Origin of the sequence: Pseudomonas sp. IPO3774 (assembly GCF_013386835.1) — a bacterium.
Taxonomy (GTDB): Bacteria; Pseudomonadota; Gammaproteobacteria; order Pseudomonadales; family Pseudomonadaceae; genus Aquipseudomonas.
Window position 1 is genome coordinate 1 of sequence record NZ_JACAQY010000050.1, and the last position, 25807, is coordinate 25807.

At 60.9% G+C, this 25807-nt stretch carries 21 protein-coding genes; 12 read left to right on the forward strand and 9 right to left on the reverse strand.

Features of this window, described 5'->3' with window-relative positions:
• The 5 genes from HYE77_RS24520 to HYE77_RS24540 all read left to right on the forward strand — a co-directional run.
• Nucleotides 1-2094, forward strand: a 2094-nt coding sequence (locus HYE77_RS24520) for a BapA/Bap/LapF family large adhesin (RefSeq protein WP_256347477.1), incomplete at its 5' end; no start/stop codon positions are given.
• 182 nt (nt 2095-2276) lie between these two features.
• Nucleotides 2277-3674 (forward strand): TolC family outer membrane protein, encoded by a 1398-nt coding sequence (locus tag HYE77_RS24525; protein ID WP_177069634.1) that lies wholly within the window; start codon nt 2277-2279, stop codon nt 3672-3674.
• Nucleotides 3671-5854, forward strand: coding sequence for a type I secretion system permease/ATPase (locus tag HYE77_RS24530; RefSeq protein WP_177069635.1), 2184 nt, complete (start codon nt 3671-3673; stop codon nt 5852-5854). Before HYE77_RS24525 ends, HYE77_RS24530 begins: the two co-directional genes overlap by 4 nt.
• A gap of 26 nt (nt 5855-5880) precedes the next feature.
• Nucleotides 5881-7071: an HlyD family efflux transporter periplasmic adaptor subunit gene (locus HYE77_RS24535; protein WP_087693464.1), complete on the forward strand. Its 1191-nt coding sequence runs from the start codon at nt 5881-5883 to the stop codon at nt 7069-7071.
• A 35-nt stretch (nt 7072-7106) separates the two neighbouring features.
• A complete protein-coding gene (locus HYE77_RS24540) occupies nt 7107-7970 on the forward strand; it encodes a S9 family peptidase (protein WP_102605610.1) in 864 nt (287 codons plus the stop codon).
• On the opposite strand, the gene HYE77_RS24545 is transcribed toward HYE77_RS24540, so the two are convergent.
• From HYE77_RS24545 to HYE77_RS24555, 3 genes are all read right to left on the reverse strand, one after another.
• A complete protein-coding gene (locus tag HYE77_RS24545; protein WP_177069636.1) occupies nt 7967-11020 on the reverse strand; it encodes a UDP-N-acetylmuramoyl-tripeptide--D-alanyl-D-alanine ligase in 3054 nt (1017 codons plus the stop codon). The two genes, HYE77_RS24540 and HYE77_RS24545, sit on opposite strands and share 4 nt — an antisense overlap.
• A gap of 239 nt (nt 11021-11259) precedes the next feature.
• Nucleotides 11260-11460: a hypothetical protein gene (locus HYE77_RS24550; RefSeq protein ID WP_003212332.1), complete on the reverse strand. Its 201-nt coding sequence runs from the start codon at nt 11458-11460 to the stop codon at nt 11260-11262.
• A 557-nt stretch (nt 11461-12017) separates the two neighbouring features.
• Entirely contained in the window at nt 12018-12362 is a 345-nt protein-coding gene (locus HYE77_RS24555) for a cupin domain-containing protein (RefSeq protein WP_003212331.1), read from the reverse strand.
• Between the two features lie 389 nt (nt 12363-12751).
• On the opposite strand from HYE77_RS24555, the gene kynB reads away from it, so the two are divergent.
• Nucleotides 12752-13402, forward strand: coding sequence for an arylformamidase (gene kynB, locus HYE77_RS24560; protein ID WP_177069637.1), 651 nt, complete (start codon nt 12752-12754; stop codon nt 13400-13402).
• Nucleotides 13399-14256 (forward strand): tryptophan 2,3-dioxygenase, encoded by an 858-nt coding sequence (gene kynA / locus HYE77_RS24565; protein WP_008436669.1) that lies wholly within the window; start codon nt 13399-13401, stop codon nt 14254-14256. Before kynB ends, kynA begins: the two co-directional genes overlap by 4 nt.
• 177 nt (nt 14257-14433) lie before the next feature.
• Here kynA and HYE77_RS24570 read toward each other — a convergent pair whose 3' ends face one another.
• The 4 genes from HYE77_RS24570 to antA all read right to left on the reverse strand — a co-directional run bounded on the left by HYE77_RS24570 (nt 14434) and on the right by antA (nt 18966).
• Entirely contained in the window at nt 14434-15834 is a 1401-nt protein-coding gene (locus HYE77_RS24570) for an amino acid permease (protein WP_003212324.1), read from the reverse strand.
• Between the two features lie 71 nt (nt 15835-15905).
• Nucleotides 15906-16913: an anthranilate 1,2-dioxygenase electron transfer component AntC gene (gene antC / locus HYE77_RS24575; RefSeq protein WP_177069638.1), complete on the reverse strand. Its 1008-nt coding sequence runs from the start codon at nt 16911-16913 to the stop codon at nt 15906-15908.
• Between the two features lie 170 nt (nt 16914-17083).
• Entirely contained in the window at nt 17084-17575 is a 492-nt protein-coding gene (gene antB / locus HYE77_RS24580; protein ID WP_003212320.1) for an anthranilate 1,2-dioxygenase small subunit, read from the reverse strand.
• Complete coding sequence (gene antA / locus HYE77_RS24585; RefSeq protein ID WP_134325687.1) at nt 17575-18966, reverse strand: anthranilate 1,2-dioxygenase large subunit; 1392 nt, start codon at nt 18964-18966, stop codon at nt 17575-17577. Before antA ends, antB begins: the two co-directional genes overlap by 1 nt.
• 313 nt (nt 18967-19279) lie before the next feature.
• Here antA and HYE77_RS24590 point away from each other — a divergent pair, with 313 nt between their 5' ends.
• Nucleotides 19280-20278 carry a helix-turn-helix domain-containing protein gene (locus HYE77_RS24590; RefSeq protein ID WP_008436676.1) on the forward strand — a complete coding sequence of 333 codons (999 nt, stop codon included), beginning with the start codon at nt 19280-19282 and terminating at the stop codon, nt 20276-20278.
• A gap of 139 nt (nt 20279-20417) precedes the next feature.
• Here HYE77_RS24590 and HYE77_RS24595 read toward each other — a convergent pair whose 3' ends face one another.
• Complete coding sequence (locus HYE77_RS24595; protein ID WP_003212314.1) at nt 20418-21293, reverse strand: LysR family transcriptional regulator; 876 nt, start codon at nt 21291-21293, stop codon at nt 20418-20420.
• A 114-nt stretch (nt 21294-21407) separates the two neighbouring features.
• On the opposite strand from HYE77_RS24595, the gene HYE77_RS24600 reads away from it, so the two are divergent.
• Genes HYE77_RS24600 through catA form a run of 3 tightly spaced genes read left to right on the forward strand, consistent with a single transcriptional unit; the run spans nt 21408 to nt 23811 of the window.
• Complete coding sequence (locus tag HYE77_RS24600) at nt 21408-22532, forward strand: muconate cycloisomerase family protein (RefSeq protein WP_003212312.1); 1125 nt, start codon at nt 21408-21410, stop codon at nt 22530-22532.
• 16 nt (nt 22533-22548) lie between these two features.
• Nucleotides 22549-22839: a muconolactone Delta-isomerase gene (gene catC, locus HYE77_RS24605; protein WP_177069639.1), complete on the forward strand. Its 291-nt coding sequence runs from the start codon at nt 22549-22551 to the stop codon at nt 22837-22839.
• A gap of 42 nt (nt 22840-22881) precedes the next feature.
• Complete coding sequence (gene catA, locus HYE77_RS24610; protein WP_003212307.1) at nt 22882-23811, forward strand: catechol 1,2-dioxygenase; 930 nt, start codon at nt 22882-22884, stop codon at nt 23809-23811.
• A gap of 124 nt (nt 23812-23935) precedes the next feature.
• Here the strand turns inward: catA and HYE77_RS24615 are convergent, their stop codons facing one another.
• The gene (locus HYE77_RS24615; RefSeq protein WP_003212305.1) at nt 23936-24409 is read right to left on the reverse strand and encodes an Lrp/AsnC family transcriptional regulator; all 474 of its coding nucleotides are present in this window, start codon (nt 24407-24409) and stop codon (nt 23936-23938) included.
• A 142-nt stretch (nt 24410-24551) separates the two neighbouring features.
• On the opposite strand from HYE77_RS24615, the gene kynU reads away from it, so the two are divergent.
• Nucleotides 24552-25802 carry a kynureninase gene (gene kynU, locus HYE77_RS24620; RefSeq protein WP_003212302.1) on the forward strand — a complete coding sequence of 417 codons (1251 nt, stop codon included), beginning with the start codon at nt 24552-24554 and terminating at the stop codon, nt 25800-25802.
• The last annotated feature ends 5 nt before the right edge of the window (nt 25803-25807 follow it).

Sequence of the window (25807 nt, forward strand, 5' to 3'; positions counted from 1 at the left end):
GATGCGGATGCGGATGCTGATGCTGATGCGGACGCCGACGCCGACCTCGAAGCCTTCGACGACCTCGCCACCGGCGAAGTAACCATCAAACCCGTAACATCCAACACCGGCCTGGCCGATATGCGCGTGTTCACCCTGTTGGGTGTCGGCGGCATCATTCTGGGCGATCACACCAAGCAGCAGGAGTTCTCGGTTGCTGAGGGTTCCAGCGGAACGCTGAACCTACAGTTTGCCCAGGCCGACCTGGTCTCGCTGTTGGGCGGTGGCTTCACTGCCACGCTGGAAGTGAGCGACGGTGCCGGTGGATGGTTGCCGGTGCAGCAAGGCAGCAACGGTTCGGGCTTGCTCGACCTGTTGGGGCTGTTCGGACAAAGCTCCAGCGCCAAAATCGAAGGCCTGGAAGCCGGGCAGTATCGCTTTACCCTCAAGCTCGACCCCAACCTGGTCAGCGTTGGTGCAGGGGCCACGGCCAAGTTGAGCGTCACCAATGACAGCCTCACCGACTTCACCGGGGAAGCAGGGCCGGATGTCACCGGCAACGTCATCACCGACCCGGGCATTGGCGGTAAACCGGATGAACCGGGAACCGGCGGGCCAGTGAAGGTGCAGGTCGAGGTCAACGGCGAATTCGTCGATGCCGACGCCACCACCGGCACGGTGCTGCAGGGCCAATATGGTCAGCTGACCATCTTCGCCAACGGCGAGTACAAGTACACCCCGAACGGCGATGTCGCCAGCATCGGCAAGGTGGATGCCTTCGAGTATCACCTGGTCAATGGTGCCGGTGCTTCGGCCTCGGCAACCTTGTATGTGCGTATCGACAGCCCGAGTGTCAACGTGGACTGGAGCGCTACCGATCCATCTGCGCCCGGCGTGATCAACACGGTTGCCAATGATGACCTGGGTTCGGCGCAGATCGACATCGTCAACCTGGTCACCCAGGCCGACCTGGCGACCCTGAGCTACAACTTGGCACTGCTCGGCAGCAGTACGGGTACGGGTGCCGAGATCAACGTTGCCACGGGCACGACCGCAGAGCTTGCGATCAACGTCACCGTCACCGGCATTGCGTTGTTGCCAGGCACGACCGTCAATCTGCAGAAGTTCATCGGTAACGAATGGGTCACGCAGCAGACCACTACCCAGGCGAACCACACGTTCCAAGGGTTGGATGCCGGGACCTATCGCGTGACCGGGACGACCGGTGCCGTGCTGTCGCTGAGTGCACTGCACATTGCGCAGAAGCTCACTACCACCTCCCTCACGGAGTTCGTGACCGGTGCAATGAGCAATGCGACTGGCAACCTGCTGTCCGACAGCTTGTCCGGGCCGGATGTCCTCGGTTCGCCGCTGACGGTACTCAGTGTGCTGGTCAACGGGGTCTATGTGATTCCTGGGCAAACGGGGACGAAAATCAACGGTGACCACGGCACATTGACCGTGTTTGCCGATGGTAAGTACGTCTACACCCCGCATGCCGGGCTGACGCTGGACGAGATTGGCCAGGTGGATAAATTCACCTACAAGCTCACCACGCCAACCGGCCAGGAAGACACCGCCGACCTCTACGTGCGCATCGACTCGCCGGATCGCGACCTGGTCTGGGACGACGCCAACCCGGGTGCGCCAGCCACTGAAGGTGCCGGCATTGCCGCTGCCCACAGTGCGGTGGACCAGGCGGCGGATGACGGCGCCAACGTTGACGGCGATCACCACGATGCCGTGGTGGCCGACGACACCGACTTCACCCATGTCGATGCTGGCGCGGGTGCAGACGGGTTGTTGTGGGAAGGCGGCGATGCAGCCATCAACCTCACCGACCTGATTGGCACAGTCAGCGGGGTGCACAGCATCGACCTGAACGATGTCAGCGCCGTCGACCTGACCCTGAGCCTCGAAGACCTGGTGTCCATCACCGGGCCTGAGTCGGATCGCTTGATGATCCAGGGCGACGATCAGGACAGCGTGCACCTGACAGGTGACTGGAGCGCCGGTGCGACCCAGGTAGAGAACGGTCTTGAGTACGTGATCTACACCAGTCCGGAAGATGAAACCCATCAGCTCTGGGTACAGAGCGGCATCAGCGTGGTGTAACGCCACCCTTGCCGGCCGGGCCGCAAGGCCCGGTTTTCCCTACCAACGGTAATGCAGCGATGGGCCGTGACGTCAGTCACGGTCCGTTGTTGTACTCATCAGGTTTGACAACAGTCAGGTGACTAGCAGTGAGGCAAAAGAGTTTGGCCAAGCAGCTGTCTGCCGTAATTCTGGCAGTCGCAATGATCGCGCCCGAGCGTGCGCCGGTCATGGCAGCGTCGTATATCGACGATGAAGAACGCGTCAACATCATCAGCCCGAGCAACCTGGGCACACATTTACCCGGTGGGCCAACGGGCGTCAGCGCACCGGTGGCACCCGAGCATGTCATACCGAGCAACCTTGACCTGACACGCGCCATTCAACTGGCGGTGGAATGGCACCCGGCAATTTCCGAGGCGATCGGCCAGCTGTACCAACAAAACGAGAACGTGAACATCGCCCGTTCCGGTTATTACCCGCAAGTCAGCGGCGGCTTCAACTCCGGCTACGACAGCGGCCTGAGGGGCAACGGCCAGAGCCGTGCGTTTTCGTTGTCGGCGTCGCAGATGCTCTATGACTTCGGCAAGGTCTCAAGTTCTGTCGACAGTGCGCTGGCACGGGTCAGTGCCAGCCAGGCGTCGGTATTGCTGTCGATCGATCAGGTGGCGCGCGATACCTCGTTCGCCGTGATCGAACTGCAGCGCTCGCAGTTGCTGGTGCAACTGGCTCGCGAGCAAATCGACGGCATTTCGGCGATTGCAGAGCTGGCCAAAAAGCGCAGCGACATGGGCGCCAGCACCCGTTCGGACCTGATCCAGGCCCGCTCGCGGGTCGAGGCCTCGGTGGCGACGCAATTGCAATTCACCGCGCAATTCAATCGCTGGCGCAGCACGTTGAGCAGCCTGCTTGGGTCGCAGGCGCCAGTGAGCGTGGCGAATGGTTTTCCGGCAAGCCTGGAGCAATCCTGCGTGGGCGTGGTACCCGATACGGCAGTCACGCCGACCCTGCTGATCGCCCAGGCGCAGCGTGTCGATGCGCTGGCGCTGATTGCACAAGCCCGTGCCGAGGCGTTGCCGACCGTGTCGCTGGACCCGTCCATCACGCACTACCTGGACAACAACGACGACAGCAACGTCCCCGGCGGCCGCGACCGTACCCGTTATGGCGTACTTCTCAACGTGAAAATGCCGCTGTACCAGGGCGGCGCAATCACCGCTCGCAAATCCGCCGCGCAACAGGCCCTGCGTTCCGCCGATGCCGCCAACGACGCCGCGCGCCTTGCGGTTCGCCAGGGGTTGCTGGAGGCGCGGGATCAAATCTCAAGCCTCAGCCAGCGGCTATCCACCCTGGATTTTCGTGAGCGCAGCATCTCCGAAACCCGCGACCTGTATCGCCAGCAGTACCTCGAACTGGGCACACGGCCGTTGCTCGACCTGCTGAATGCCGAGCAGGAAATTCACCAGGCACGCATGGACCGGGAAAACACCGCCGCTGACCTGCGCCGCCTGAAAATCGATTGCCTCTACAACACGGGCGCACTGCGCACGGCGTTCCACCTGGACAACAGCACCCTGCAAGGTGTGGAGATTCGGCCATGAATGATGCTGTGATGCTTGCGGACGAAACCAACGCAGTACAAACACCGCTGAACCCGGCGCCCGCAGTGGATTATGAAGTGTGGCTGGAGGCCGTCCTGAGCGTGGCCCGGCATTACCGCCTGGAATGCTCGGCCCAAAGCGTGCGCATCGCTGCACAATGGACCGAAGGCGCTTCGGTGGAAGAGGTGGTACGGCAGATGGCCCGCCAGGCGGGGTTGAACTGCGTGATTGCCGACTTCAGCGAAACCACGCTGATGCAGCGCCAATTACCGGTGGTGCTGCAATTTGCCGACGGCCAGGTGGGTGTGCTCGAAACCCTCGGCGACGGCGACAACCTGGGCATCGCCTACAGCGGCGACGGCGGCCTGCAAAGCCGGCTCACCCGCCAGGACCTGTTGGAGCAAGCGCGCAAGAGCGTGATTCTGCGACCCATGGCGGCAGTGCGTGACCGGCGTGTCGACGACTACATCAAGCCTTACGAGAAGGCGTGGTTCAAAAACATCGTGCTGCGCGACCTGCGGCCCTATGGCTATGTGATGCTCGCGTCGCTGGTCACCAGCGTGCTGGGGTTGGCCGGGGTACTGTTTTCGATGCAGGTGTACGACCGGGTGATCCCGGCCGAATCCATGCCCACCCTGTATGTGCTGTTTGGCGGGGTGATGCTGGCGCTGGTGTTTGATTTCATCATGCGCATCACCCGTGTGCGCATCACCGACATGCTCGGCAAACGCGCGGATCTGCGCGTTTCCGACCTGGTGTTCGGGCATGCCATTCGCTTGCGTAACAGCGCCCGGCCGAAGTCCACCGGCTCGTTCATTTCGCAGCTCAAGGAACTGGAACAACTGCGTGAGCTGATCACCTCCAGCACCGCCACGGCGCTGGCCGATCTGCCGTTCTTCCTGCTGTTTCTGGTGATCTACTGGTTGATCGCCGGCCCGCTGGTGGCGGTGCCAACGGTGGCTGTGCTGTTCCTGATAGTGCCCGGGCTGTTGGCGCAGAAAAAACTCGCGGCACTGGCGAATGAGTCGATGCGTGAAAGCTCGTTGCGCAGCGCCATGCTGGTGGAGACCATACAAGGCCTGGACGACATCAAGGCGTTGCAGGCCGAACAGCGCTTCCAGCAACAATGGAATCACTACAACGCCACCTGCGGCGACGCCAGCCTGCGCCTGCGCCTGCTCACCAACAAACTGGTGGCCTGGAGCAACAATGTGCAGGGCTCGGTGTTTGCCGTGGTGGTGGTGTTCGGTGCGCCCATGGTCATGGCCAGCGACATGACCACCGGTAGCCTTGTCGCGGCGTCGATCCTGGCGTCGCGGATGATGGCGCCGATGTCCCAGATCACCCAGGTGCTGACGCGCTGGCAGCAGGCCAAGGTTGCGCTGCAAGGCCTGAACCGGATCATGGAATTGCCGGTGGACCATCCCGAGGGCAGCAAGCGCGTGCACCTGCCGGTGATCAAAGGCCAATACGCGCTGAGCCAGGCCACATTCCAGTATTCCGACGATGCCCCCGTGCCGGCGCTGCGTGTGGCCGACCTGAAGATCCAGCCGGGCGAGCGCATCGCGATTCTGGGGCGTAACGGCGCGGGTAAATCCACGCTGTTGCAGGCATTGGCCGGGATGCTCGACCTCAAGGCCGGCACCATCAGCCTGGATAGCGTTGCCCTCAGCCACATCGACCCCGCCGACGTGCGCCGCGACGTGGGGCTGATGACACAAAACTCGCGGCTGTTTCACGGCACGCTGCGCGACAACCTGATCATGGGGGCGCCGCATGCCAGCGATCAGGAAATCCTCCAGGCCCTGGCGCTGACCGGTGCGGGCGACTTCATCGGCAAGTTCGCCGACGGCCTGGACCACATGATCCTGGAAGGTGGCCTGGGCCTGTCGGGCGGGCAGCGTCAGTCGCTGCTGCTGTCGCGGCTGATGATTCGCCAGCCGCATATCGTGTTGCTCGACGAGCCCACCGCGTCCCTGGATGAAGCGACCGAGCGCCAGTTGATCCACAACCTCGACCGCTGGGCGGCCCATCGCACGCTGATTATCGCCACGCACCGCATGAGTGTATTGAGCCTGGTGAATCGGGTGATCGTGGTCGACAACGGCCAGATCATCGTCGATGACAGCAAAGCCAACGCGATTGCGCGCCTGTCCAAACCGAAGGGGAAAACCCAGTGAAAAGCCCTGCGCCGAAAACCATACCCCTGCTCGCCACCGAAGACGAAGGCGCCCGGCATACCCACGACGGCGTGGATGAACGCACCGTGGTGCGCGCCACGCGCGTGGTGGGCTGGGTGTTTGTCATGCTGATTGCGTTTGGTGCCTGGGCCTACTTTTTTGAAGTGGACGAAGTCTCGACGGGCAGCGGCAAAGTCATCCCGACCTCGCGTGAGCAAATCATCCAGTCGCTGGAAGGCGGCATCGTCACGGAGTTGAATGTGGGGGAGGGCGATATCGTCAAAAATGGCCAGACGTTGGCCAGGCTTGACCCGACCAAGACCGAATCCAACTTTGATGAAAGTGCCGCCAAGTACCGGGCATCGCTGGCCAGCGTCGCGCGTTTGCAGGCCGAGGTAGACGGCAAACCGTTACTGTTCCCCCCGGAACTTGAGCGTTACCCCGCACTGGTGCGCGCCGAAACCGACCTGTTCAACACTCGGCGCAAGGGCCTCGAAGAATCGTTGGCCGGCGTGCGATCGTCGCTCGGGCTGGTGCGTAGCGAGCTGGAAATCACCGAAAACCTGGCCAAGGTCGGCGCCGCCAGCAACGTTGAGGTGTTGCGCCTCAAGCGCCAAAAGGCCGAGCTGGAGTTGAAACTGACCCAGGCCCGCTCCGAGTATATGGTGCGGGCCGGTGAGGACCTGGCGAAGGTCAATGCCGACGTCGAGACGCTGTCGTCAGTCATGCGCGGGCGCTCCGACTCGGTGACCCGCCTGACCCTGCGCTCGCCGGTGCGCGGTATCGTCAAGGGGATCGAGGTCACCACCATCGGCGGGGTTATCCCGCCCAACGGGCGCTTGATGCAGATTGTGCCCCTGGATGAGCAGTTGTTGATCGAGGCGCGTATCTCCCCGCGAGACATCGCCTTTATCCATCCCGACCAGGTGGCCAAGGTCAAGATCACCGCCTACGACTACGCCATTTATGGCGGCATGGACGGCAAGGTCGTGACCATTTCTCCGGACACTATCCAGGACGAGGTCAAGCCAGAAGTTTTTTACTACCGAGTGTTCATTCGCACCGACGCTGACACCTTGAAAAACAAGGCCGGCAAGTCGTTTTCGATTGTGCCTGGGATGATTGCCTCGGTGGATATCAAGACCGGCCAGAAAACCGTGCTCGACTATTTGATCAAGCCCATGAACCGTGCGCGGGAGGCCTTGCGCGAGCGTTAGGCGAGGTGGCTGTGGCCAGGTTTGCGTTGTGGTGGATGCTGTTGTGGGCCGGCGTGCCGGGCGCGTGGGCCCTGAGTGAGGGTTCGACACCGTTGCTTTGGAACACCCCGGCCAACCAGTCGACCTGCAACCAGGTCGACTCTGCACTCTGGGTCGAGTTGGCCGGGGGCGATGAGTGCATTCGCTATTTTTCCGGGGCGGTGCTGAGCCATGCGCCCGTGGTGATCGTGATGTTTCATGGCGACCGCAACGTGGAAATGCACCGCTCGCCCGAGTCGATCCGTGGCAATACCCTGGCCGCCAAGGCCAGGCAGGCCAAGGCCCTGAGCCGGCGTGCGGGCGTACCGGTGGTGATTGTGGCGCGACCTGGCACCTACGGTTCCAGCGGCAACCATGGGCAGCGGCGCCAGGCGCGGGAATTCATTGTGCTGGACGCTGCGCTCAACGAGCTGCGCAAGCGTTACGGCATCGGGCAGTTTGTGTTGCTGGGGCACAGCGGCGGCGCCACGGTGGCCGCGGCGTTGTTGACCTTGGGGCGTACCGATGTGAAGTGTGCAGTGATGACTTCCGGCGCGTTTGCCCTGGTGCAGCGCGCGCAGATGTTGCGTCAAAGCAAAGGCCTGCCTTCGCGTCCGGGACGCGACACCAATGGTTTATTGCACCCCTACGATCCCCTGGAGCACCTGGCCGGCATTGCCGTTGCGCCTGCGCGGCAGTTGTTCGTGATTGGCAGCGTGGACGACCAGGTAACCCCATTTGTGTTGCAGGAGCGTTTTTACCAGGCGTTGATTCGCGCCGGGCATCAGGCGCAGTTGGTCAAGGCGCAGGGTGTGCCTGCGATGTTTCACCAACTGCGCAATGACATTGGCCTGAAGACAGCAGCGGGCTGCGCGGGCTAACCCGCCGGCACCGCCTGTTCGGTCGTGTTCAGCCAATCACAGATCTGCGACAACCCGGTACCACCGGAGCTTTTCACCAGTACCCAATCCCCCGCCTGGAACCACTGGCCGGGGTGGCGCGCCAACGCCTGGCCTAATGCCGTGGCATCCTCGAACCACTGCACTGACAGCTCACTGCGCAGCACCCGGTACACCTCACGCATCAGCGGTCCGCACAGCACCAAATGCCGGGGCGCCGCCGCGCGCAGCGAGTCAGCCAGTTCCAGGTGGTAGCGCTGGGCGTCGGGGCCCAGCTCCAGCATGTCGCCCAACACTACTACCCGGTGTCGCGAGGCCACGGGTAGGTCGGCCATCGAGCGCAAGGCCGCAGCCATCGAGCCGGGGTTGGCGTTGTACGCATCGTTGATCAGCTGGAAATGCCCGTCGGTGCATTTGATCGAGCGGATATTGCCGCGACCTTCCACCGGTTGGAAGCCGGTCAGCACTTCCAGTGCCTGGTCGGCGTCAAGCCCGGCGGCGAACAGCGACGCCAGCACCCCCAGTGCGTTGAGCACCATGTGTCGGCCGCGAGCACTCAGGCTGAAATCCAGCCGTTGCGTGTCACGTTGCGCGGTGACGTAGACCCGGTCGGCCTCGCTGCACACGTCGAGCAGGCGCACATCGGCATCAGCGTGTTCGCCATAGCTGGTCACGTGCAAGCGCGCGACTTCGGCGGCCTGGGCGAACACCTCGTAGTGCGGCATATCGCGGCACAGCACCGCGTGCCCACCCGGTGCCATCGAGCGGAAGATCGCGCTCTTTTTACGCGCCAGGTTTTCCAGGGTGCCATGGTATTCCAGGTGCGCCGGAGCCAGCCCGGTCACGATAGCAATGTGTGGGCGCACCAGCTCCGAGTTAATCGGCATGCGGCCCACGGCCATTTCCAGTACCCAGAATTTGGCCGGACGGGGCATGCTCGCCAGGTTCCAGGCGATCCCATGGGGCAGGTTGGCGTTGGCCTCGGTGTGGCCCACTTCGCCCCAGTGTTTCAGGGCGTGGCCGAGCATGGCGACCACGGTGGTTTTACCGAAGCTGCCGGTGACGCCGAACACCTGGCCAGTGAATTGCTGCCTGGCGTATCGACCCATTTGCAGCATGGCCTCGCTGGTATCGGCGACCTGTAACACCGGCAGGCCGCTGTCCAGGTAGGGCGTCGGGTCTACACACAAGAACGCCGAGGGGCGCCGCTCAGGACTGGCCTGGGCCCAGCGCAGCGCCGACTGCACTTCGTTCGGACCCACCTTGCTGGGGTGCCGATTGAGCATGCGCTGGGGTTTGAAAAACTGCATGGACGGCGTCAAACCCGACGTGTACCAACCGGGCGGTGGCTGTTTGGCCCAGGTGCCGTGTGTCACCCGAGCCAGGGTGTTGGCGTCCCAGACCCAGCCGAGGGGCGCTGCGTCCTGGGCCAGGCTCACTTGCGGCGCGCCGTCGAGCAGGTAGCGGTGGTAGGCAATCAGCCCCGAGAGGTAATGCTCCACGTCGTCGATGCGCACCCTGAACGCGTGGTGACGGATAAAAAACGAGCCGGCAATGCGCGCAGGATTGGCGAAATACATCGCCGTTTCCGGCCAGAAATACCCGTTGAACAAATAGCGCGCACGATGATGCAGGGCGCGGTAAAACGCGTGCAGGTCGATCTCGGTGAGCAGGTGGCGCAATTGCGCTTGCTGGGCGATGCGTTCGAGCATCTGCTGCGCAGCCATCATCAATTCCAGTAGCGTCGGAAAGGTGGTGATGCGCTGTTGCACGAACCCCAGATAACCGGCGACGTTATTCAGGCCGAAGCGGAAATACTTTTCGTCAGGTCGGTAGCGGGTCAGTTCGTTCACGCAATAGCTGAGCCAGTGATCGTGCTCGCGCCAGTGCTGTTTTTCGATGAAGTAGTCGAAGGCTTTTTCCACCACGGTTAACCAGCGCTTATCGCCGGTGAGGCCGTAGAGGCGGATCAACCCGAACGCGGCCTCGCCGTCATAGTAGATGATCCGGAACGCCTCTTTGACGGTAAGGTCACGGCCATGCAAGACGTGCACGAAGGCGCCGGTGGTCGCGTCCTGCATCCAGGCCATGCCATTGGCCAGGGCTTCCAGCACGGGTAGATAGTGGCGGGTGCCGGTGACTTCGCTGTATTTGACCAGCGCCAACAAACACACGGCATTGCCGCCCAGTTTGATCTCGTCACCGGTGTCCAGCAGATACGCCGCCACACTGCCGTCGGGCAGCACGTAGGACTTGATCAGTTCCTGGGTAAGGTAGGCCAGCGAGCGGTCGATGGCGGATTTAAGCGCCTCATCGCCGGTCAGTGCCCAGGCCTCGATCATCGAATAGGTGGTACTGGCGTGGCGCAGGGTGTTGTAGTTTTTTATCGCCCGGTCAAAGCACGGGAAGTAGCCGTAGACGAACTGGCCGCTGTCCTGCACCTGAGTGCTCAGGTAGCTTGCGGCGCTGATGATGCTCGCCTTTACCATGCCGGGCTCCAGCGCTGCGAGGGTGCGCCAGCCGGTTTCTGTCGGGCCAGGGTTCAGCGGGTGGGGCACGCCGTCTTCGGCACAAAAAACGCCCTTGGTGTCGAACAGGAACACGGGGGTCTCGGGTTCAAGTGTGGCGATCAGGTCGGCTGTATTGAGCCCGGTAAAACGGCGCCTGGCGTACACCGAAAAATTGCCGGCATTGAAGCTCGCGTGATTGATAGCGTTGCCGCCATACAGGATCGCGTTGGCGTTCAGTTCCTGTTCGGTGATCGCGATGTGCAGCGCCGCATCGAAGGCGATGCCGCGCCGGAAGTAATTACGCTTGTGGCGCTTGAAGCGCGCATTGAGTTCGGCCCAGGTGATGGCGGTTACGTTGATCGCGCATTCGACGCGTATCCATGAACGTTCGACGATGTTGCCTGACTGCGCACGGTCTCGTTCGTAGGCTCCCTGCAAGCGCTGCACACCGGTTTGCCAGGCGGCTTCGAAGTTATCTGCCGTGATATGAAAAACATGCGCGCGCTGGGTGCCGTCGCTCATGGAGAAAAACAAGGTACAGGGCTGCGCGGTGTCTGATGATACAGCAGGCCTATTCATTTCTTTGCTTAGATGAGCATAACAAGCAAGCCATTGCTGTTTCACAGGCATAGTTCATCACCAGTTTTTAACTTGGAGAGGGGTGGCGCGCAGTGTTCATGATTAAACTGCGCGCCAGCTGATAAATAAGCAGAAAGTTATGCCGCACAGTTTTATAAAGGCAAATTACCCAGGCTTATATATCAAGAGCAGAGCGATGAATCCTCTTTCTCCGGCTCCAGCACGGAGGGCGGGACTTGGCTCTCGTATTGCTGGAGATGGTCACGAATCAGCTTGCGAATAACCTGAGAAATAGTAAGGTCAACTTCCTCGGACAGCGACTCCAGACGCTGCTTGGTCGGGAAGTCGATGAGAATGGTCAGACGTGTTGTTTTTTCAGGCATTTTCTTGATCCTTTTACAAAAGCGCGGTCTCGACTGCCGCGTGCAGTAAGTGCTGGAAGACGTGTGGAGTCCTTAGAACAAACCAATGGGGTAATCAACTGATTCATTGGAGTCTAATTCAAATCGCTGCGCGTTTTCCATCAATGTGCAGTGAAGGTTGCGATTATGTGAAGTTCTGCACCTTCTCCGTACCTCTTATTATCATCGGGTTATAATGCTATGAGATTCGAGTATAGACCGGTTGCAAGAAAGCTATCTCAAAGTGTAGGGGGTGTCAAAAGTCAATCTTATCTATAACTAAAGTAGTGGTTGTACTGTTTGGTGAGTTTGATTATGTATTTTGCGCATTACGTCATGAGATTTTTTCAAGAACTTGGTGCTCACAATATTCTGTCACAAAATACTAATTGATTGTTTTCGAATATCAAGGGTTGCTGTTACGAATAACAGCGATTGTTATTTGAAGAGGGGCAGGGAGGTGCTGCTTTTATCAGAAGGGCGCGACGGTCGTCGTTGAGGTAAAAGGGGCCAGGGCGACCCCTTTCCAGGAGGTGGGATCAGGCAAACACAAAATACTTACGCACCGTCTCGACCACTTCCCATGTCCCCTTCATCCCCGGCTCCACCACAAAGATATCCCCAGCCCGCAAATGGATCGGCTCCAGGCCGTCCGGGGTGATCACGCAGTAGCCTTCCTGGAAGTGACAGTATTCCCACTTCACATACTCCACCCGCCATTTGCCGGGGGTGCAGATCCAGGTGCCCATGATCTTGCTGCCGTCTTCGCTGGTGTAGGCGTTGAGGTTGACGGTGTGCGGGTCGCCTTCGAGTTTTTCCCATTTGCAGGCGTCCAGCACCGGCAGTGGATGGGTGTCGCGCAGTACGGTGATTGGCTTGGACATGATGATTCCGAGGCAGTGGAAGGGAAGTCCGAACCCTATCGCCTTGGGCGGCCCGCCAGTGGTCTGGACTCGACATCGGGATGCCCAGAAGCGCAGTCATTTGCACATCCGTGAGTCACCGCCAACCCCTGTGGGAGCCGGGCTTGCCCGCGGTGGCGGAGTGTCAGGCGATGGAAGGGCAAGCTGTGCCGACCTCATCGCGGGCAAGCCCGGCTCCCACAGGGGATATTTGTTGTTTGAAGGATTGAGTCGGTACGAAATATCTGTGCGCCAATCAGCCATTTCCTCGCAGTAAGTGCGAAAGATTTCCCGCTTTGCGCTGGAATTCGCAAGAATATTTACAGCCGGCCCTCGTATCATTCACCCCAGTAACGACCGAGAGCCTTGAAATGAATCCAATAAAAACGTGGTGGGACATCAGCCCGCCCTTGAGCACCGCGACCCCGACCTGGCCGGGTGATACGCCGTTTCAGGAAGAGCGGGTCTGGCAGTTCGGCCCCGAGTGCCCGGTGAATGTCGGACGCATCACCCTGTCGCCCCACACCGGCGCCCATGTGGACGCGCCGTTGCACTACAGCGCGGACGGCGCGCCGATTGGCGAAGTGTCTCTGGATGTGTACATGGGCCCGTGCCGGGTGCTGCATTGCCTGGGCAGCGGCGCGCTGGTGCAGCCGTATCAGTTGGAAGGCCGCCTGGAAAACCTCCCGGAGCGTGTACTGTTGCGCACTTATCAACAGGCGCCGGTGGATGCCTGGGATTCGAATTTCACCGCCGTCGCCCCGCAAACGGTCGAGTTGCTGTTCAGCCTCGGTGTGCGCCTGATCGGTATCGACACACCGTCCCTGGACCCGCAGCAGTCCAAGACCATGGACTCCCACAACGCCGTCGCCCGGCATGGCATGGCGATTCTCGAAGGCATCGTCCTCGACGACGTGCCGGAGGGCGATTACGAGTTGATCGCGCTGCCGCTGCGTTTTGCCAACCTCGATGCCAGCCCGGTACGAGCCATTCTCCGCCCGCTCAAGGAGCCCACGCGATGAGCCAGTGTCCTTTCTCCCCTGACTACCAGCCGCCGGAAGAATGGCATAACGCCGAGCTGAATTTTTCCGAGTCCATGAGCTACGGCGACTACCTGGACCTGGGCAAAGTGCTCAGCGCCCAGCACCCGCTGTCGCCGGACCACAACGAGATGCTGTTCATCATCCAGCACCAGACCTCGGAGCTGTGGATGAAGTTGATGCTCCACGAACTCAAGGCCGCCCGCGAACACGTGCGCCTGGGTGAGCTGCCGCCGGCGTTCAAGATGCTGGCGCGGGTGTCGCGGATCTTTGACCAACTGGTGCACGCCTGGGCGGTACTGGCGACCATGACGCCGTCGGAGTACAAGTCGATCCGCCCGTACCTGGGGCAGTCGTCGGGTTTCCAGTCGTTCCAGTACCGGGAAATCGAATTCATCCTCGGCAACAAAAGCGCGGCGCTGTTGCGGCCTCACGCCCACCGGCCGGAGTTGTTGAAGGAGCTGCAGGTGGCGATTGCCACGCCGTCGCTGTATGACGAGGCGATCAACCTGATGACCAAGGCCGGGCTGGCGATCGACCCCAAGCGCGCCGAACGCGACCCGACGGCGCCAACGGTTCACGATGATTCCGTGGAGGCGGCGTGGCGCGAGGTTTATCGCGATCCGAGCCGGTATTGGGACCTGTACCAATTGGCCGAAAAGTTTATCGACCTGGAAGATTCCTTCCGCCAGTGGCGCTTCCGCCATGTCACCACCGTGGAGCGGATCATTGGCTTCCAGCCTGGTACGGGCGGCACCGAAGGCGTGGGTTACCTGCGCAAGATGCTCGACACCGTATTGTTCCCCGAGCTGTGGCGAGTGCGTTCCACGCTGTAATCAAGGCCCAACAAAAAGCCCCGGTACTCATCAGTACCGGGGCTTTTCATTTGGAATACGATCAAAATGTGGGAGCGGGCTTGCTCGCGAAAGCGGTGTGTCAGTCAATACATCAGGTGACTGACACGACGCCTTCGCGAGCAAGCCCGCTCCCACACAAGCCCGCTCCCACATGGGTTATTGCGCTGTTACTGCCTTCGCGTTATTCAACCGCAACCGGTACGCCACATAGATAATCCCGACCCAGACCGGAATCGCATACACCGACGCCCGTACGCCCGGAATCGCCAGCATCACGCAGATGATCATCAGCATGAACGCCAGGCACAGGTAGTTGCTGAACGGGAACCAGAAGGTCTTGAACGACGGCACCACGCCTTGCTCGCCCATGGCCTTGCGGAACTTGATGTGGGTCAGGCTGATCAGCGCCCAGTTGATCATCAACGAGGCAACCACCAGCGCAAACAACAGCTCCAGTGCGTCATGCGGCGCGACGTAGTTGATCACCACACACAGCAGCGTCACCAGGGCCGAGATGCCCAGGGCACGCAGCGGCACGCCTTGCTTGTTCAACTTCATCAGCGCTTTCGGCGCGTCGCCTTGCTCGGCCAGGCCGAACAGCATGCGGCTGTTGCAGTACACGCCGCTGTTGTACACCGACAGTGCCGCGGTCAGGACCACGAAGTTGAGGATGTGGGCGGCGGTGTCGTTACCGATCAAGGAAAAGATCTGCACGAACGGACTGCCGCTGTAGGCATCGCCCGACGCGCCGAGGGTTTGCAGCAGTTGATCCCATGGGTACAACGACAGCAGCACGGTAAGGGCGCCGACGTAGAAAATCAGGATCCGGTACACCACCTGGTTGATCGCCTTCGGGATCACCTTGCGGGGTTCGCTGGCTTCGGCGGCGGTAATACCCACCAGCTCCAGGCCGCCGAACGAGAACATGATGAACGCCATGGACATCAACAGCCCCATGCCGCCATTCGGGAAGAACCCGCCGTGGCTCCACAGGTTGCTCACCGAGGCCTGCGGGCCGCCGGTGCCGCTGAACAGCAGGTAGCAGCCGAGCACGATCATGCCGACAATCGCCACCACCTTGATGATCGCGAACCAGAACTCGGTCTCACCGAAGAACTTCACGTTGAGGGTGTTGATCAGGTTGACCAGCACAAAGAACACCACCGCACTGACCCAGGTCGGAATTTCCGGCCACCAGAACTGGATGTACTTGCCCACCGCTGTCAGCTCGGCCATGCCCACCAGCACGTAGAGTACCCAGTAGTTCCAGCCGGCGAGGAAGCCTGCGTAACCGCCCCAGTACTTGTGGGCGAAGTGGCTGAAGGAGCCGGCCACCGGTTCCTCGACGATCATTTCGCCCAGCTGGCGCATGATCAGGAACGCGATGAACCCGGCTACCGCATAGCCCAGGATCATCGACGGCCCCGCCGACTTGAGCACGCCCGCCGAGCCTAGGAACAGCCCGGTCCCGATCGCCCCTCCCAAGGCAATCAGCTGAATATGCCGGTTCTTCAGGCCACGCTTGAGGCCCACCGGGTTAACCATGTCATCCGCCATTAACATTCCCTTCTACTTGTTTTTTTCAGGGTTGATCGCACACCGAACCAGCCCCTCAAACCGCTGAGGGGTCAGATATTACTCTCGGTAAACTTTTCGTAATACAGCTGAACGCCATCAAGTGCCTGATCCAGCAGCCATTGTTTGATGGATTCGACCATCGGAGGGGGGCCGCAGACGTACATATCTGCCGATTGATCCCGCAATTCGGCCAGGTCGAAATGCTCAGTGAGGTAGCCGCGTTTGCCGGCCCAGTCCGAAGGTGGGTCGCTGAGTACCTCGGTGTAGCGAAACCCCGGGATCGTATCGGCGTAGGCTTTTATGCGTGTTGCCTCGCATAAATCGGCCGCACCCCGCACGCCGTAATACAGGTGCACCGGCTGTTGGCAGGTGCTGGCGGCCAGGTCGTCAAGCATGCCCAGCAGCGCCGATAAACCAGTGCCACCGGCCACCAACACCAGCGGTCGGGTGACATGCCGAAGGTAGAAGGCACCCAATGGCGCTTCCAGCAGCAACTCATCACCGACCTGGCAGCGTTCGCGAATGTAGTTGCTCATCACGCCATCGGGCAGCAGGCGGATCAGGAACTGCAACTGATTGCCCGGGCGGTTGGCGAAAGAGTAGGAGCGCCAACTGTCGGTGCCGGGAATCGACAGGCGGGCGTATTGGCCGGGCAGGAAATCCAATGGCGCTTCAAGCTGCAGGTGCAGGATCGCCGTGCTGGGCGACACCTGCTGCACATTGCTCACCGTGCTGCGGATCTGGACCGGCCCCGGCGCGTTGCACAGGCTGGAATCAAAATCGAAGTAGAACGCCGCATCGGATTGGACCCGGGTCTGGCAGCTGAGCATTTTGCGTTGTTGCAGATCGAGGCTGGAGAGGGCTTCCTCGTCTACGTAGTCCTGGGTGAAATCGCCGGACTCGCAGCGGCCCTGGCAGGTGCCGCATACGCCTTCGCGGCAGTCGAGCGGGATCTTGATGCCGTTGCGCAAGGCTGCATCCAACAGGATCTCATTGGCGCCCACCGGGAAAAACAGGGTCTTGCCGTCGGCAAAACTGAAGGCCACTTTGTGATTCATTCGCAGAACTCCGCGAGTTTGATTTTCTATGCCTGCGATTTACCTGTGGCGAGGGAGCTTGCTCCCGCTGGGCTGCGCAGCAGCCCCAAAAAGCCGGGAGCGCTACGCACTGGAGCGCCAACCCGGTCCAGCGGGAGCAAGCTCCCTCGCCACAGGTGTAATGCATCAGGTCACAGGTGATAGAAATCCAGCACCGAGTTGATGGTGTCGTTGAGCAGCAGCGCATGCTTGCGGGTGATCAACCAACTGTCGCCATCGGGCTTGAGGCTGTAAGTGGCGCTGCCGTAGAACTGCTCCGACGTCGCCAGCCGATAGAACAACGTATGCCAGTTCAACTTCACCTCCAGCAGCCCGTCCGGTTGCTCGGCAATCCGCACGTTGTTGATCAAATGCAGCGTCCTCGGCATCGGCGTGGCCGACGCGGCCTTGCCCGTGCGCAGGCGAAACACCCGATCCTCCAGCCCCGAGCGGTTGGCGTAGTAGATCAACGACATTTCGCGCTTCGGGTCGCGGGTGTAGACATGTTCCGAATCCCACTGCGGCAGGTGGAATTCACTCTGCGGGTCGAACAACTGCACGTAGGCGTCCCAATCCTGGGCATCGCACAGCTCGGATTTACGGTAAAAAAACTGCTCGATCCGGTACTGCAGTTGCGCATTCATCATTCCACCTCCCGCAGTTTCAGGGCTTGCTGGTCGAGCCCGTCCAGCAGGAATTTCTGCCAGTTGCGGTGCTGGTTGACGTACAGCCCTTCGTGGGTGAATTCGGTGCCGGTCATCGCCGGCTGGATACCGATGGATTCGCTGTTGGGTGTCGGCCCGGTTTCCCAGCGATGGCTGCCGCGGGAAATATCGCTCCAGCGTTCCAGACGGCCCTGGAAGCCGCGCTGGGCTTCGCGGAACTCCACCAGGTCATCCGGCGTGCCCATGCCCGAGACGTTGAAGAAATCCTCGAACTGGCGAATACGGTTTTCACGGTCGGCGCCAGACTCGTTCTTCACCCCCAGGCACTGGCTGATGATTTCGGTCTTGTTCCATGCGATAGGGCGGATGATCCGCAGCTGCGAGCTGATCTGGTCGAGGAAGAACAGGCTCGGGTAGATGTTCAGGTTGCGCAGGCGGTGCATCATCCATTCGGCTTTTTGCTGGCCGTGTTCTTCGATCAGGCGCGGCATGATGGTGGCGTAGCCCGAACGCACGGTGGGGTTGGGCATGTCGCTGAACAACAGGCTGTGGCCATTGTTGAAGGCGAACCAGCCGTCATCGGTGTTCGCGTCGCCGGCGCCGAGTTTGCTGTAGTCCAGTGTCGTGCCCGAGCCGGTGCCGTTTTCCGTATTGACCTGCTGGCGATGCTGCACCGTGGCCACGTAGTTGTAGTGCACGGTGCTGACGTGATAACCGTCCAGGCCGTTCTCGTTTTGCAGTTTCCAGTTACCGTCGTAGGTGTAGGCGGACTTGCCCGGCAGCACTTCCAGCTCACCGGTGGCCGATTGGGCGACCATCATGTCGAAGAACACTTTGGCGTCGCCGAGGAAGTCTTCCAGGCTGTTGGTGCCGTTCACGTCGAGGCTGATGAAGACGAAGCCCTTGTAGCTCTCGATCCGCGCTTTTTTCAGGCCGCGAGTGGCCTTGTCGAAGCCTTCCGGGTATTCCCCCGGCGCCTTGACCTTCACCAGCCGGCCATCGCTCTTGTAGCACCAGGCATGGAACGGGCAGGTGAAGGTGGACTGGTTGCCCTTGCCGACTCGGGTCAGGGTGGTGCCCCGGTGCTGGCAGGCGTTGATCAGCGCGTTGAGCTGGCCTTCGCCGTCGCGGGTGATGATCATCGGCTGGCGCCCGGCGCGCATCGTCACGAAGTCGTGCTTGTTGGCCAGTTCGCTCTCGTGACAGGCATAGATCCAGTTTTTTTCGAAGATCAGCTCCATTTCCAGCTCGAACAACTCCGGCTCGGTGAACATGTCCCGGGCGATGCGGAACACCTCATCCACCGGACGGAAGTCCAGGCAGCCTTCGATAAAGCTTTTCCACTGCTCGACGCTTCTTGCACCACTCATGGGAGGCACCTTTTTTGATAATGGCTAAACGGGTAAGCCATTAAGAGGCTGCGGCGGGGCACCGGGCTATCCGGTTAATGGGGGAAGGTGGGCCACTTAGTTGGGCACGAAATACCCACGGCGGTGCAGGGCGGTGGCGGAATGCGCTACTGTCTTGCAAGGCGATTGTCGGAAAAGTCTGCTTGTTATCCACTTAGTCGACGGTTGCTATCCACCCAGTGGCGATCCCGCTGGCGTGGCGCAAAACTTGCTGTCGATCTACCAGGACGCGCCGTCAGAGCGCGCCGGCCACAATTGCCGTGGGTGCCCCGTGATGAGTAGCAATACACGCGATATACGTATCGAGCGCTTCGACCTTGAAGGCGCCTGCAGCTGGATGTCCGGCATTTGCGGGCCGCACCGCCTGCAAACCGCGACGCCGGAGCGCATCCGCTTTCACCACAGCGCCAATGTGTTCAAGTCCCGCGCCACGACGCTGGGGATTATCGAATACGGCACCGACGTCACCATCGACATCGAAGACGCCGAGCACTTCAGCAGCTACAGCCTGACCCTGCCGCTGGTGGGCGAGCAGGAACTGAGCAAGAACGGCGTGCGGCTCAGCTCCAACCGTGACCAGGGCGTGATCATCTCGCCCAACGAACATCAGGTGCTGGAGATCTCCGGCGACTGCCGCAAGTTGCAGGTGGTGATCACCCGCGCGGCGATGAGCGAATCCCTGGAGGGCCTGCTGCAGCGGCCGATTGAAGCGCCGCTGCGCTTCGAGTCGGCGATGGACGCGGTGGACGGCGCTTCCGCGTCGTGGTGGCGCATGGCGCGGTATTTCATCGCCGAACTGGAGCGCAGCAGCGAGCTGTATGACCAGGTGGCGTTTACCCGGGACCTGGAAAGCTCGCTGATCAAGGGCCTGATCCTGGCCCAGCCGAACAACTATTCCGAAGAGCTGCGGGACGTGCTGGGGGTGAAGCTGCCGCACTATTTGATTCGTGCCCGACAGTACATCCACGACAACGCCCGGGAAGCGGTGCACCTGGAGGATCTGGAGGCGGCGGCGGGCGTGTCGCGCTTCAAGCTGTTCGATGCCTTTCGCAAATACTTCGCCCTGTCACCCATGGCCTATCTGAAGAAATACCGCCTGGGTGCCGTGCGCCAGCAAATCCTCGAACATGGCTCCACGCGCACCATCTCCGAAATCGCCCTGGGCTGGGGCTTTACTCATCTGGGGCGATTCTCGGCCGAATACCGCAAGCTGTTCGACGAATCCCCCAGCCAGACCCTGCAACGCAACGACGCCCGGCGTATGCGTGGATGAACACCTTACGCAAAAACAACGGAGATCAACTGTGGGAGCGGGCTTGCTCGCGAATGCGGTGCATCAGCCAACTCATTCGGTGACTGACACTGCGCATTCGCGAGCAAGCCCGGTCCCACATTGGATGTGTGGTGTTCTTTTAAATCAACTCTTCCACCAGTTGCAGGCAATGACTGAGCCCCGGCGACTGGTCATTGATCCGCCGGCTGAGAATGATCGGCGAAGTGGCGGTGGCCTCCACCACCGGCGTGTAGCCAATGTCTGCGCGGTGCAGCACCTGCACCGAGGCGGGTACCAGGGTCACGCCCATGCCTGCGCCGACCAGACCAATGGCGGTCTGCAATTCGTTGGTCCACTGCGAAACCTTCAGGCTCAAGCCATGGGCATCGAACAGCGCGATCACATGGTCGGCGTAGCTCGGCCGCGGGTTGCCGGGATACAGCACGAAGGGTTCAGCGGCCAATTGCGCCAGGGTGGCCGGGGCACCCAGCAGGGGATGTCCGGCGGGCAACACCGCCACCAACCGGTCCTCCACCAACACCCGCTGCACAATGGCCGGGTCGTCGATGCGAATCCGCCCGAAGCCCACGTCAATCCGCCCGGCCTTGAGAGCTTCAACCTGTTGCAGCGTGGTCATCTCCGACAGGCCCAACTCCAGCTCCAGGCCATCGTGGCTGCGCAGCCGGCGAATCAACTCCGGCAGCACGCCGTACAGCGTCGACGGCGCAAAACCGATGCCCAGCCAGGTTTTCTGCCCAAGGCCGATGCGCCGGGTGTTGTCACACACCTTGCCCAGTTGCTCCAGCAGCACATTGGCGTGCTCATAGAAAAACCGCCCGGCTTCGGTCAGGCGCAACGGGCGCCCGCGCTCCAGCAGCACCACACCCAGTTCGTCCTCCAATTGCTGGATCTGCCGGCTCAGCGGCGGCTGGGCAATGTGCAGGCGTTCGGCGGCGCGGGTGAAGTTGAGGGTTTCCCCCAGCACCTGGAAGTAACGCAGATGGCGCAGTTCCATAAAGACTCCATTCATACCTTAAGGGTATTGTTCGAGACTCATTCTATATTGGAAGCCAGCAGAGATCCGGAACAGAATCAGGCCAAATCTATAAAGAACCCAACGGGTATTGCCATGCCGATTTGCGCCATCGAGTCGATCGAGACCATCATCGTCGATCTCCCTACCATCCGCCCGCACAAACTGGCGATGCACACGATGCAGAACCAGACCCTGGTGATCATCCGCGTGCGCTGCGCCGACGGTATCGAAGGCATTGGTGAATCCACCACCATCGGTGGCCTGAGCTACGGCAATGAAAGCCCCGACAGCATCAAGATCAACATCGACCGGCACTTCGCGCCGCTGCTGCTCGGCCAGGACGCGAGCAACATCAATGCCGCCATGTTGCGCCTGGAGCGCAGCATCCGGGGCAACACCTTTGCCAAGTCGGGTATCGAAAGCGCCTTGCTCGATGCCCTCGGCAAACGCCTGAACCTGCCGGTCAGCGAATTGCTCGGCGGCCGCGTGCGGGACGCCTTGCCGGTGGCCTGGACCCTGGCCAGCGGCAACACCGAAAAAGACATCGCCGAGGCCGAGAAGATGCTCGACCTGCGCCGCCACCGCATTTTCAAATTGAAGATCGGCGCCGGTGAAGTCAGCCAGGACCTGGCCCACGTCATCGCGATCAAAAAAGCCCTGGGCGACCGCGCCAGTGTGCGGGTCGACGTCAACCAGGCCTGGGACGAAGCCGTGGCCCTGCGCGCCTGCAAGGTGCTGGGGGACAACGGTATCGACCTGATCGAACAACCGATCTCGCGCAACAACCGCGGCGGCATGGTGCGGCTCAACCTGTCGAGCCCGGCGCCGATCATGGCCGACGAGTCCATCGAATGCGTGGAAGATGCCTTCAACCTGGCCCGCGAAGGCGCGGCCTCGGTGTTCGCCCTGAAGATCGCCAAAAACGGCGGGCCGCGTGCGGTATTGCGCACCGCAGCGATTGCCGAAGCGGCGGGTATCGGCCTGTACGGCGGCACCATGCTTGAAGGCGGTATCGGCACCCTGGCCTCGGCCCATGCCTTTCTCACCTTGAACAAACTGGCGTGGGACACCGAGCTGTTCGGCCCGCTGCTGCTCACCGAAGACATCCTCGCCGAGCCGCTGGTGTACCGCGATTTCCACCTGCATGTCTCCACCGCTCCGGGCCTGGGCCTGGCCATCGATGAAGAGCGCCTGGCGTTCTTCCGTCGCGATAACTAACAAGAGGACACCTGCGATGTTGTTCCACGTAAAAATGACCGTGAACCTGCCCGTCGACATGAACCCCGAGTGCGCTGCCGGCCTCAAGGCTGAAGAAAAAGCCTTCTCCCAGCGGCTGCAGGAGCAAGGCAAATGGCGCCACCTGTGGCGCATCGCCGGGCTGTACGCCAACTACAGCGTGTTCGATGTCGACAGCGTGCAGGAACTGCATGACCTGTTGATGCAACTGCCGCTTTATCCTTACATGGCCATCGAAGTGAATGCCCTGTGCCGGCATCCATCGTCGATCCGTGAGGATGATCGCTGAGTCTGTTTTTTCACCTAATAATTACAAGATGAGGATTGCACCATGTCCATCCGACTTTCTCAGACTGCTCACGCCCAACAGTTTCTCGAAGAAGCCAGCGGCAACCTTAACGACGGCGGCAACCCACGGGCCAAGGCGCTGATCTACCGGATCCTGCGGGACACGGTGAACATCATCGAAGACCTGGAAGTGACCCCGGAAGAGTTCTGGAAGGCGGTCAACTACCTCAACGAACTGGGCAAGAACCAGGAAGCCGGCTTGCTCGCGGCAGGGTTGGGCCTGGAGCATTACCTGGACATGCTGATGGACGCGGCGGACGAGGAAGCCGGCAAATCCGGCGGTACCCCGCGCACCATCGAAGGCCCGCTGTATGTGGCCGGTGCGCCGCTGTCCAAGTTCGAGGCGCGGCTGGACGACGGGCAGGACCCGGGCGTGCCGCTGTTCATGCAGGGCCAGGTGCGCGACACCAATGGCAAGCCGTTGGCGGGGGCGATTGTCGATGTATGGCAGGCCAATACCGGTGGTACGTATTCGTGGTTTGACAGCACGCAGTCGGAGTTCAACCTGCGTCGGCGAATCGAGACCGATGCCCAGGGCAACTACCGTTTTCGCAGCATCGTGCCGTCGGGGTATGGCTGCCCGCCGACCGGCCCGACCCAGCAGTTGCTGGACCAGTTGGGGCGCCATGGCCAGCGGCCGGCGCATATCCACTTCTTCATCTCGGCGCCGGGCCATCGGCACCTGACCACGCAGATCAACCTGTCGGATGATCCGTACCTGCATGATGATTTTGCCTATGCGACGCGGGATGAGTTGATCGCCGAAATTCGCTTCAGCGAGGACGCGAACCTGGCGAAGGAATTTGGTGTGGAAGGGCAGTTTGCGCAGATTGATTTTGACTTTGAGTTGCAGCCTGCGGCGGCGCCGGTAGAACAAAAGCGCATGCAGCGAGTGCGCGCCCTCGAAGACTGAACGCGGTAAAAAAATGTGGGAGCGGGCTTGCTCGCGAATGCGGTGGATCAGTCAATATTTCCGGTGACTGACACTCCGCCTTCGCGAGCAAGCCCGCTCCCACATTGGCTCTGTATCGTTTGGCCTATTTGCGAACAACCAGGTCGAGCAGATCATCCCGATCCTTGATCTTCTGCAACACGATCTCCGAGCGAATATCCATCACCCCCGCCGTGCGGTTCAGGTGGTTCACAATGAAATCCGAAAAGTGCTTGAGGTTGCGCGCCTGCACCCGCAGCACATAATTGCTCGCCCCGGTAATCACGTACGCACTGGCCACCTCCGGCCACCCCTGTACCTTCTTGATAAACGTCTCGTGCCAATCCTCCACATCCTGGCGTAACGACAGGTGGACGATGGCCTCCAGCTCAATCCCCAACTGCTCGGCGTTCAACACCGCCCGATAACCACTGATGATTCCCTCGCTTTCCAGCAGGCGCAAACGCCGCAGGCAGGCCGACGGCGACAGGGCGACTTTCTCCGCCAGTTCCTGGTTACTGATACGGCCATCCTGTTGCAGGAAATGCAGAAGGCGCAGGTCGGTGGCGTCGAGAATCATGGTTAGAATAAATCCGCGTGTTTGGGGGTTAAATTCGAATTTCCTACAGCTTAATTAACCTGTTGCCCACCACTTTGCACGAAAATTCTCTAAAGCTTCGTTCATTATTTGGCTCATTGTTACTACAACAACAGGACTGACCATGACCACCCGCACCCATTGCCTGACCCTCGACGCCCAGGATCCGCTGGCGCCATTGCGCAACCAATTCGCCTTGCCGGCCGGGGTCATCTACCTCGACGGCAACTCCCTCGGTGCGCGCCCGGTAGCGGCACTGGAACGGGCGCAAGCGGTGATCGCCGAGGAGTGGGGCAATGGGCTGATTCGCAGTTGGAACAGTGCCGGCTGGGCCGACCTGTCCCAGCGCCTGGGCAATCGCCTGGCACCGCTGATCGGTGCCCGCGACGGTGAAGTGGTGATCACCGATACCACCTCCATCAACCTGTTCAAAGTGCTCAGCGCCGCGCTGACCGTGCAACGCGAACGCGCGCCAAGCCGCAAGGTGATCGTCAGCGAAGCGAGCAATTTCCCCACCGACCTGTACATCGCCGAAGGCCTCACCGAACTGCTGCAACAGGGCTACTCCCTGCGCCTGGTCAACAGCCCGGACGAACTGCCGAAAGCCATCGACCAGGACACGGCCGTGGTGATGCTCACCCACGTCAACTACAAGACCGGCTACATGTACGACATGCAGGCCCAGACTGCCTTGAGCCATGAATGTGGCGCGCTGGCGATCTGGGACCTGGCGCATTCGGCGGGCGCGGTGCCGATCGACCTGCATCAGGCCGGTGCCGATTATGCGATTGGTTGCACTTACAAATACCTCAACGGCGGGCCCGGCTCCCAGGCGTTTGTGTGGGTCAACCCGGCGCTGGTGGATGTGGTTACGCAGCCGCTGTCGGGCTGGTTCGGGCATACCCGACAGTTCGCCATGGAATCGCGTTATGCCCCGAGCCAGGGCATCGCCCGCTACCTGTGCGGCACCCAGCCGATTACCTCGCTGGCGATGGTGGAGTGTGGCCTGGATATTTTCGCCCAGACCGATATGGCCAGCTTGCGCTCTAAATCCCTGGCGTTGACCGACCTGTTTATCGAGTTGGTGGAAAGCCGTTGCGCCGCCCACGACCTGACCCTGATCACCCCGCGTGAGCATGCCCGACGGGGTAGCCATGTCAGCTTCGAACACCCGGAAGGCTATGCGGTTATCCAGGCCTTGATCGCTCGTGGCGTGATTGGTGATTATCGTGAGCCGCGGATCATGCGGTTCGGGTTTACCCCGCTGTACACCAGCTTTGCTGAAGTGTGGGATGCGGTGGAAATCCTGGGTGAGATTCTCGATCAGAGAACCTGGGACCAGCCGCAGTTCAAGGTTCGCCACAGCGTCACCTGAGTAAA

Excerpts from the sequence above, each read along its gene's own strand:
- HYE77_RS24555 (WP_003212331.1), bottom strand. The coding sequence starts at position 12,362 with ATGTCCAAGCCAATCACCGTACTGCGCGACACCCATCCACTGCCGGTG.
- antB (WP_003212320.1), bottom strand. The coding sequence starts at position 17,575 with ATGAATGCGCAACTGCAGTACCGGATCGAGCAGTTTTTTTACCGTAAA.
- catA (WP_003212307.1), top strand. The coding sequence starts at position 22,882 with ATGTCCATCCGACTTTCTCAGACTGCTCACGCCCAACAGTTTCTCGAA.
- kynU (WP_003212302.1), top strand. The coding sequence starts at position 24,552 with ATGACCACCCGCACCCATTGCCTGACCCTCGACGCCCAGGATCCGCTG.
- HYE77_RS24525 (WP_177069634.1), top strand. The coding sequence starts at position 2,277 with ATGATCGCGCCCGAGCGTGCGCCGGTCATGGCAGCGTCGTATATCGAC.
- catC (WP_177069639.1), top strand. The coding sequence starts at position 22,549 with ATGTTGTTCCACGTAAAAATGACCGTGAACCTGCCCGTCGACATGAAC.
- HYE77_RS24590 (WP_008436676.1), top strand. The coding sequence starts at position 19,280 with ATGAGTAGCAATACACGCGATATACGTATCGAGCGCTTCGACCTTGAA.
- HYE77_RS24615 (WP_003212305.1), bottom strand. The coding sequence starts at position 24,409 with ATGATTCTCGACGCCACCGACCTGCGCCTTCTGCATTTCCTGCAACAG.
- antA (WP_134325687.1), bottom strand. The coding sequence starts at position 18,966 with ATGAGTGGTGCAAGAAGCGTCGAGCAGTGGAAAAGCTTTATCGAAGGC.
- kynA (WP_008436669.1), top strand. The coding sequence starts at position 13,399 with ATGAGCCAGTGTCCTTTCTCCCCTGACTACCAGCCGCCGGAAGAATGG.
- HYE77_RS24550 (WP_003212332.1), bottom strand. The coding sequence starts at position 11,460 with ATGCCTGAAAAAACAACACGTCTGACCATTCTCATCGACTTCCCGACC.
- HYE77_RS24540 (WP_102605610.1), top strand. The coding sequence starts at position 7,107 with ATGCTGTTGTGGGCCGGCGTGCCGGGCGCGTGGGCCCTGAGTGAGGGT.
- HYE77_RS24530 (WP_177069635.1), top strand. The coding sequence starts at position 3,671 with ATGAATGATGCTGTGATGCTTGCGGACGAAACCAACGCAGTACAAACA.
- HYE77_RS24595 (WP_003212314.1), bottom strand. The coding sequence starts at position 21,293 with ATGGAACTGCGCCATCTGCGTTACTTCCAGGTGCTGGGGGAAACCCTC.
- antC (WP_177069638.1), bottom strand. The coding sequence starts at position 16,913 with ATGAATCACAAAGTGGCCTTCAGTTTTGCCGACGGCAAGACCCTGTTT.
- HYE77_RS24545 (WP_177069636.1), bottom strand. The coding sequence starts at position 11,020 with ATGAGCGACGGCACCCAGCGCGCGCATGTTTTTCATATCACGGCAGAT.
- HYE77_RS24570 (WP_003212324.1), bottom strand. The coding sequence starts at position 15,834 with ATGGCGGATGACATGGTTAACCCGGTGGGCCTCAAGCGTGGCCTGAAG.
- kynB (WP_177069637.1), top strand. The coding sequence starts at position 12,752 with ATGAATCCAATAAAAACGTGGTGGGACATCAGCCCGCCCTTGAGCACC.
- HYE77_RS24600 (WP_003212312.1), top strand. The coding sequence starts at position 21,408 with ATGCCGATTTGCGCCATCGAGTCGATCGAGACCATCATCGTCGATCTC.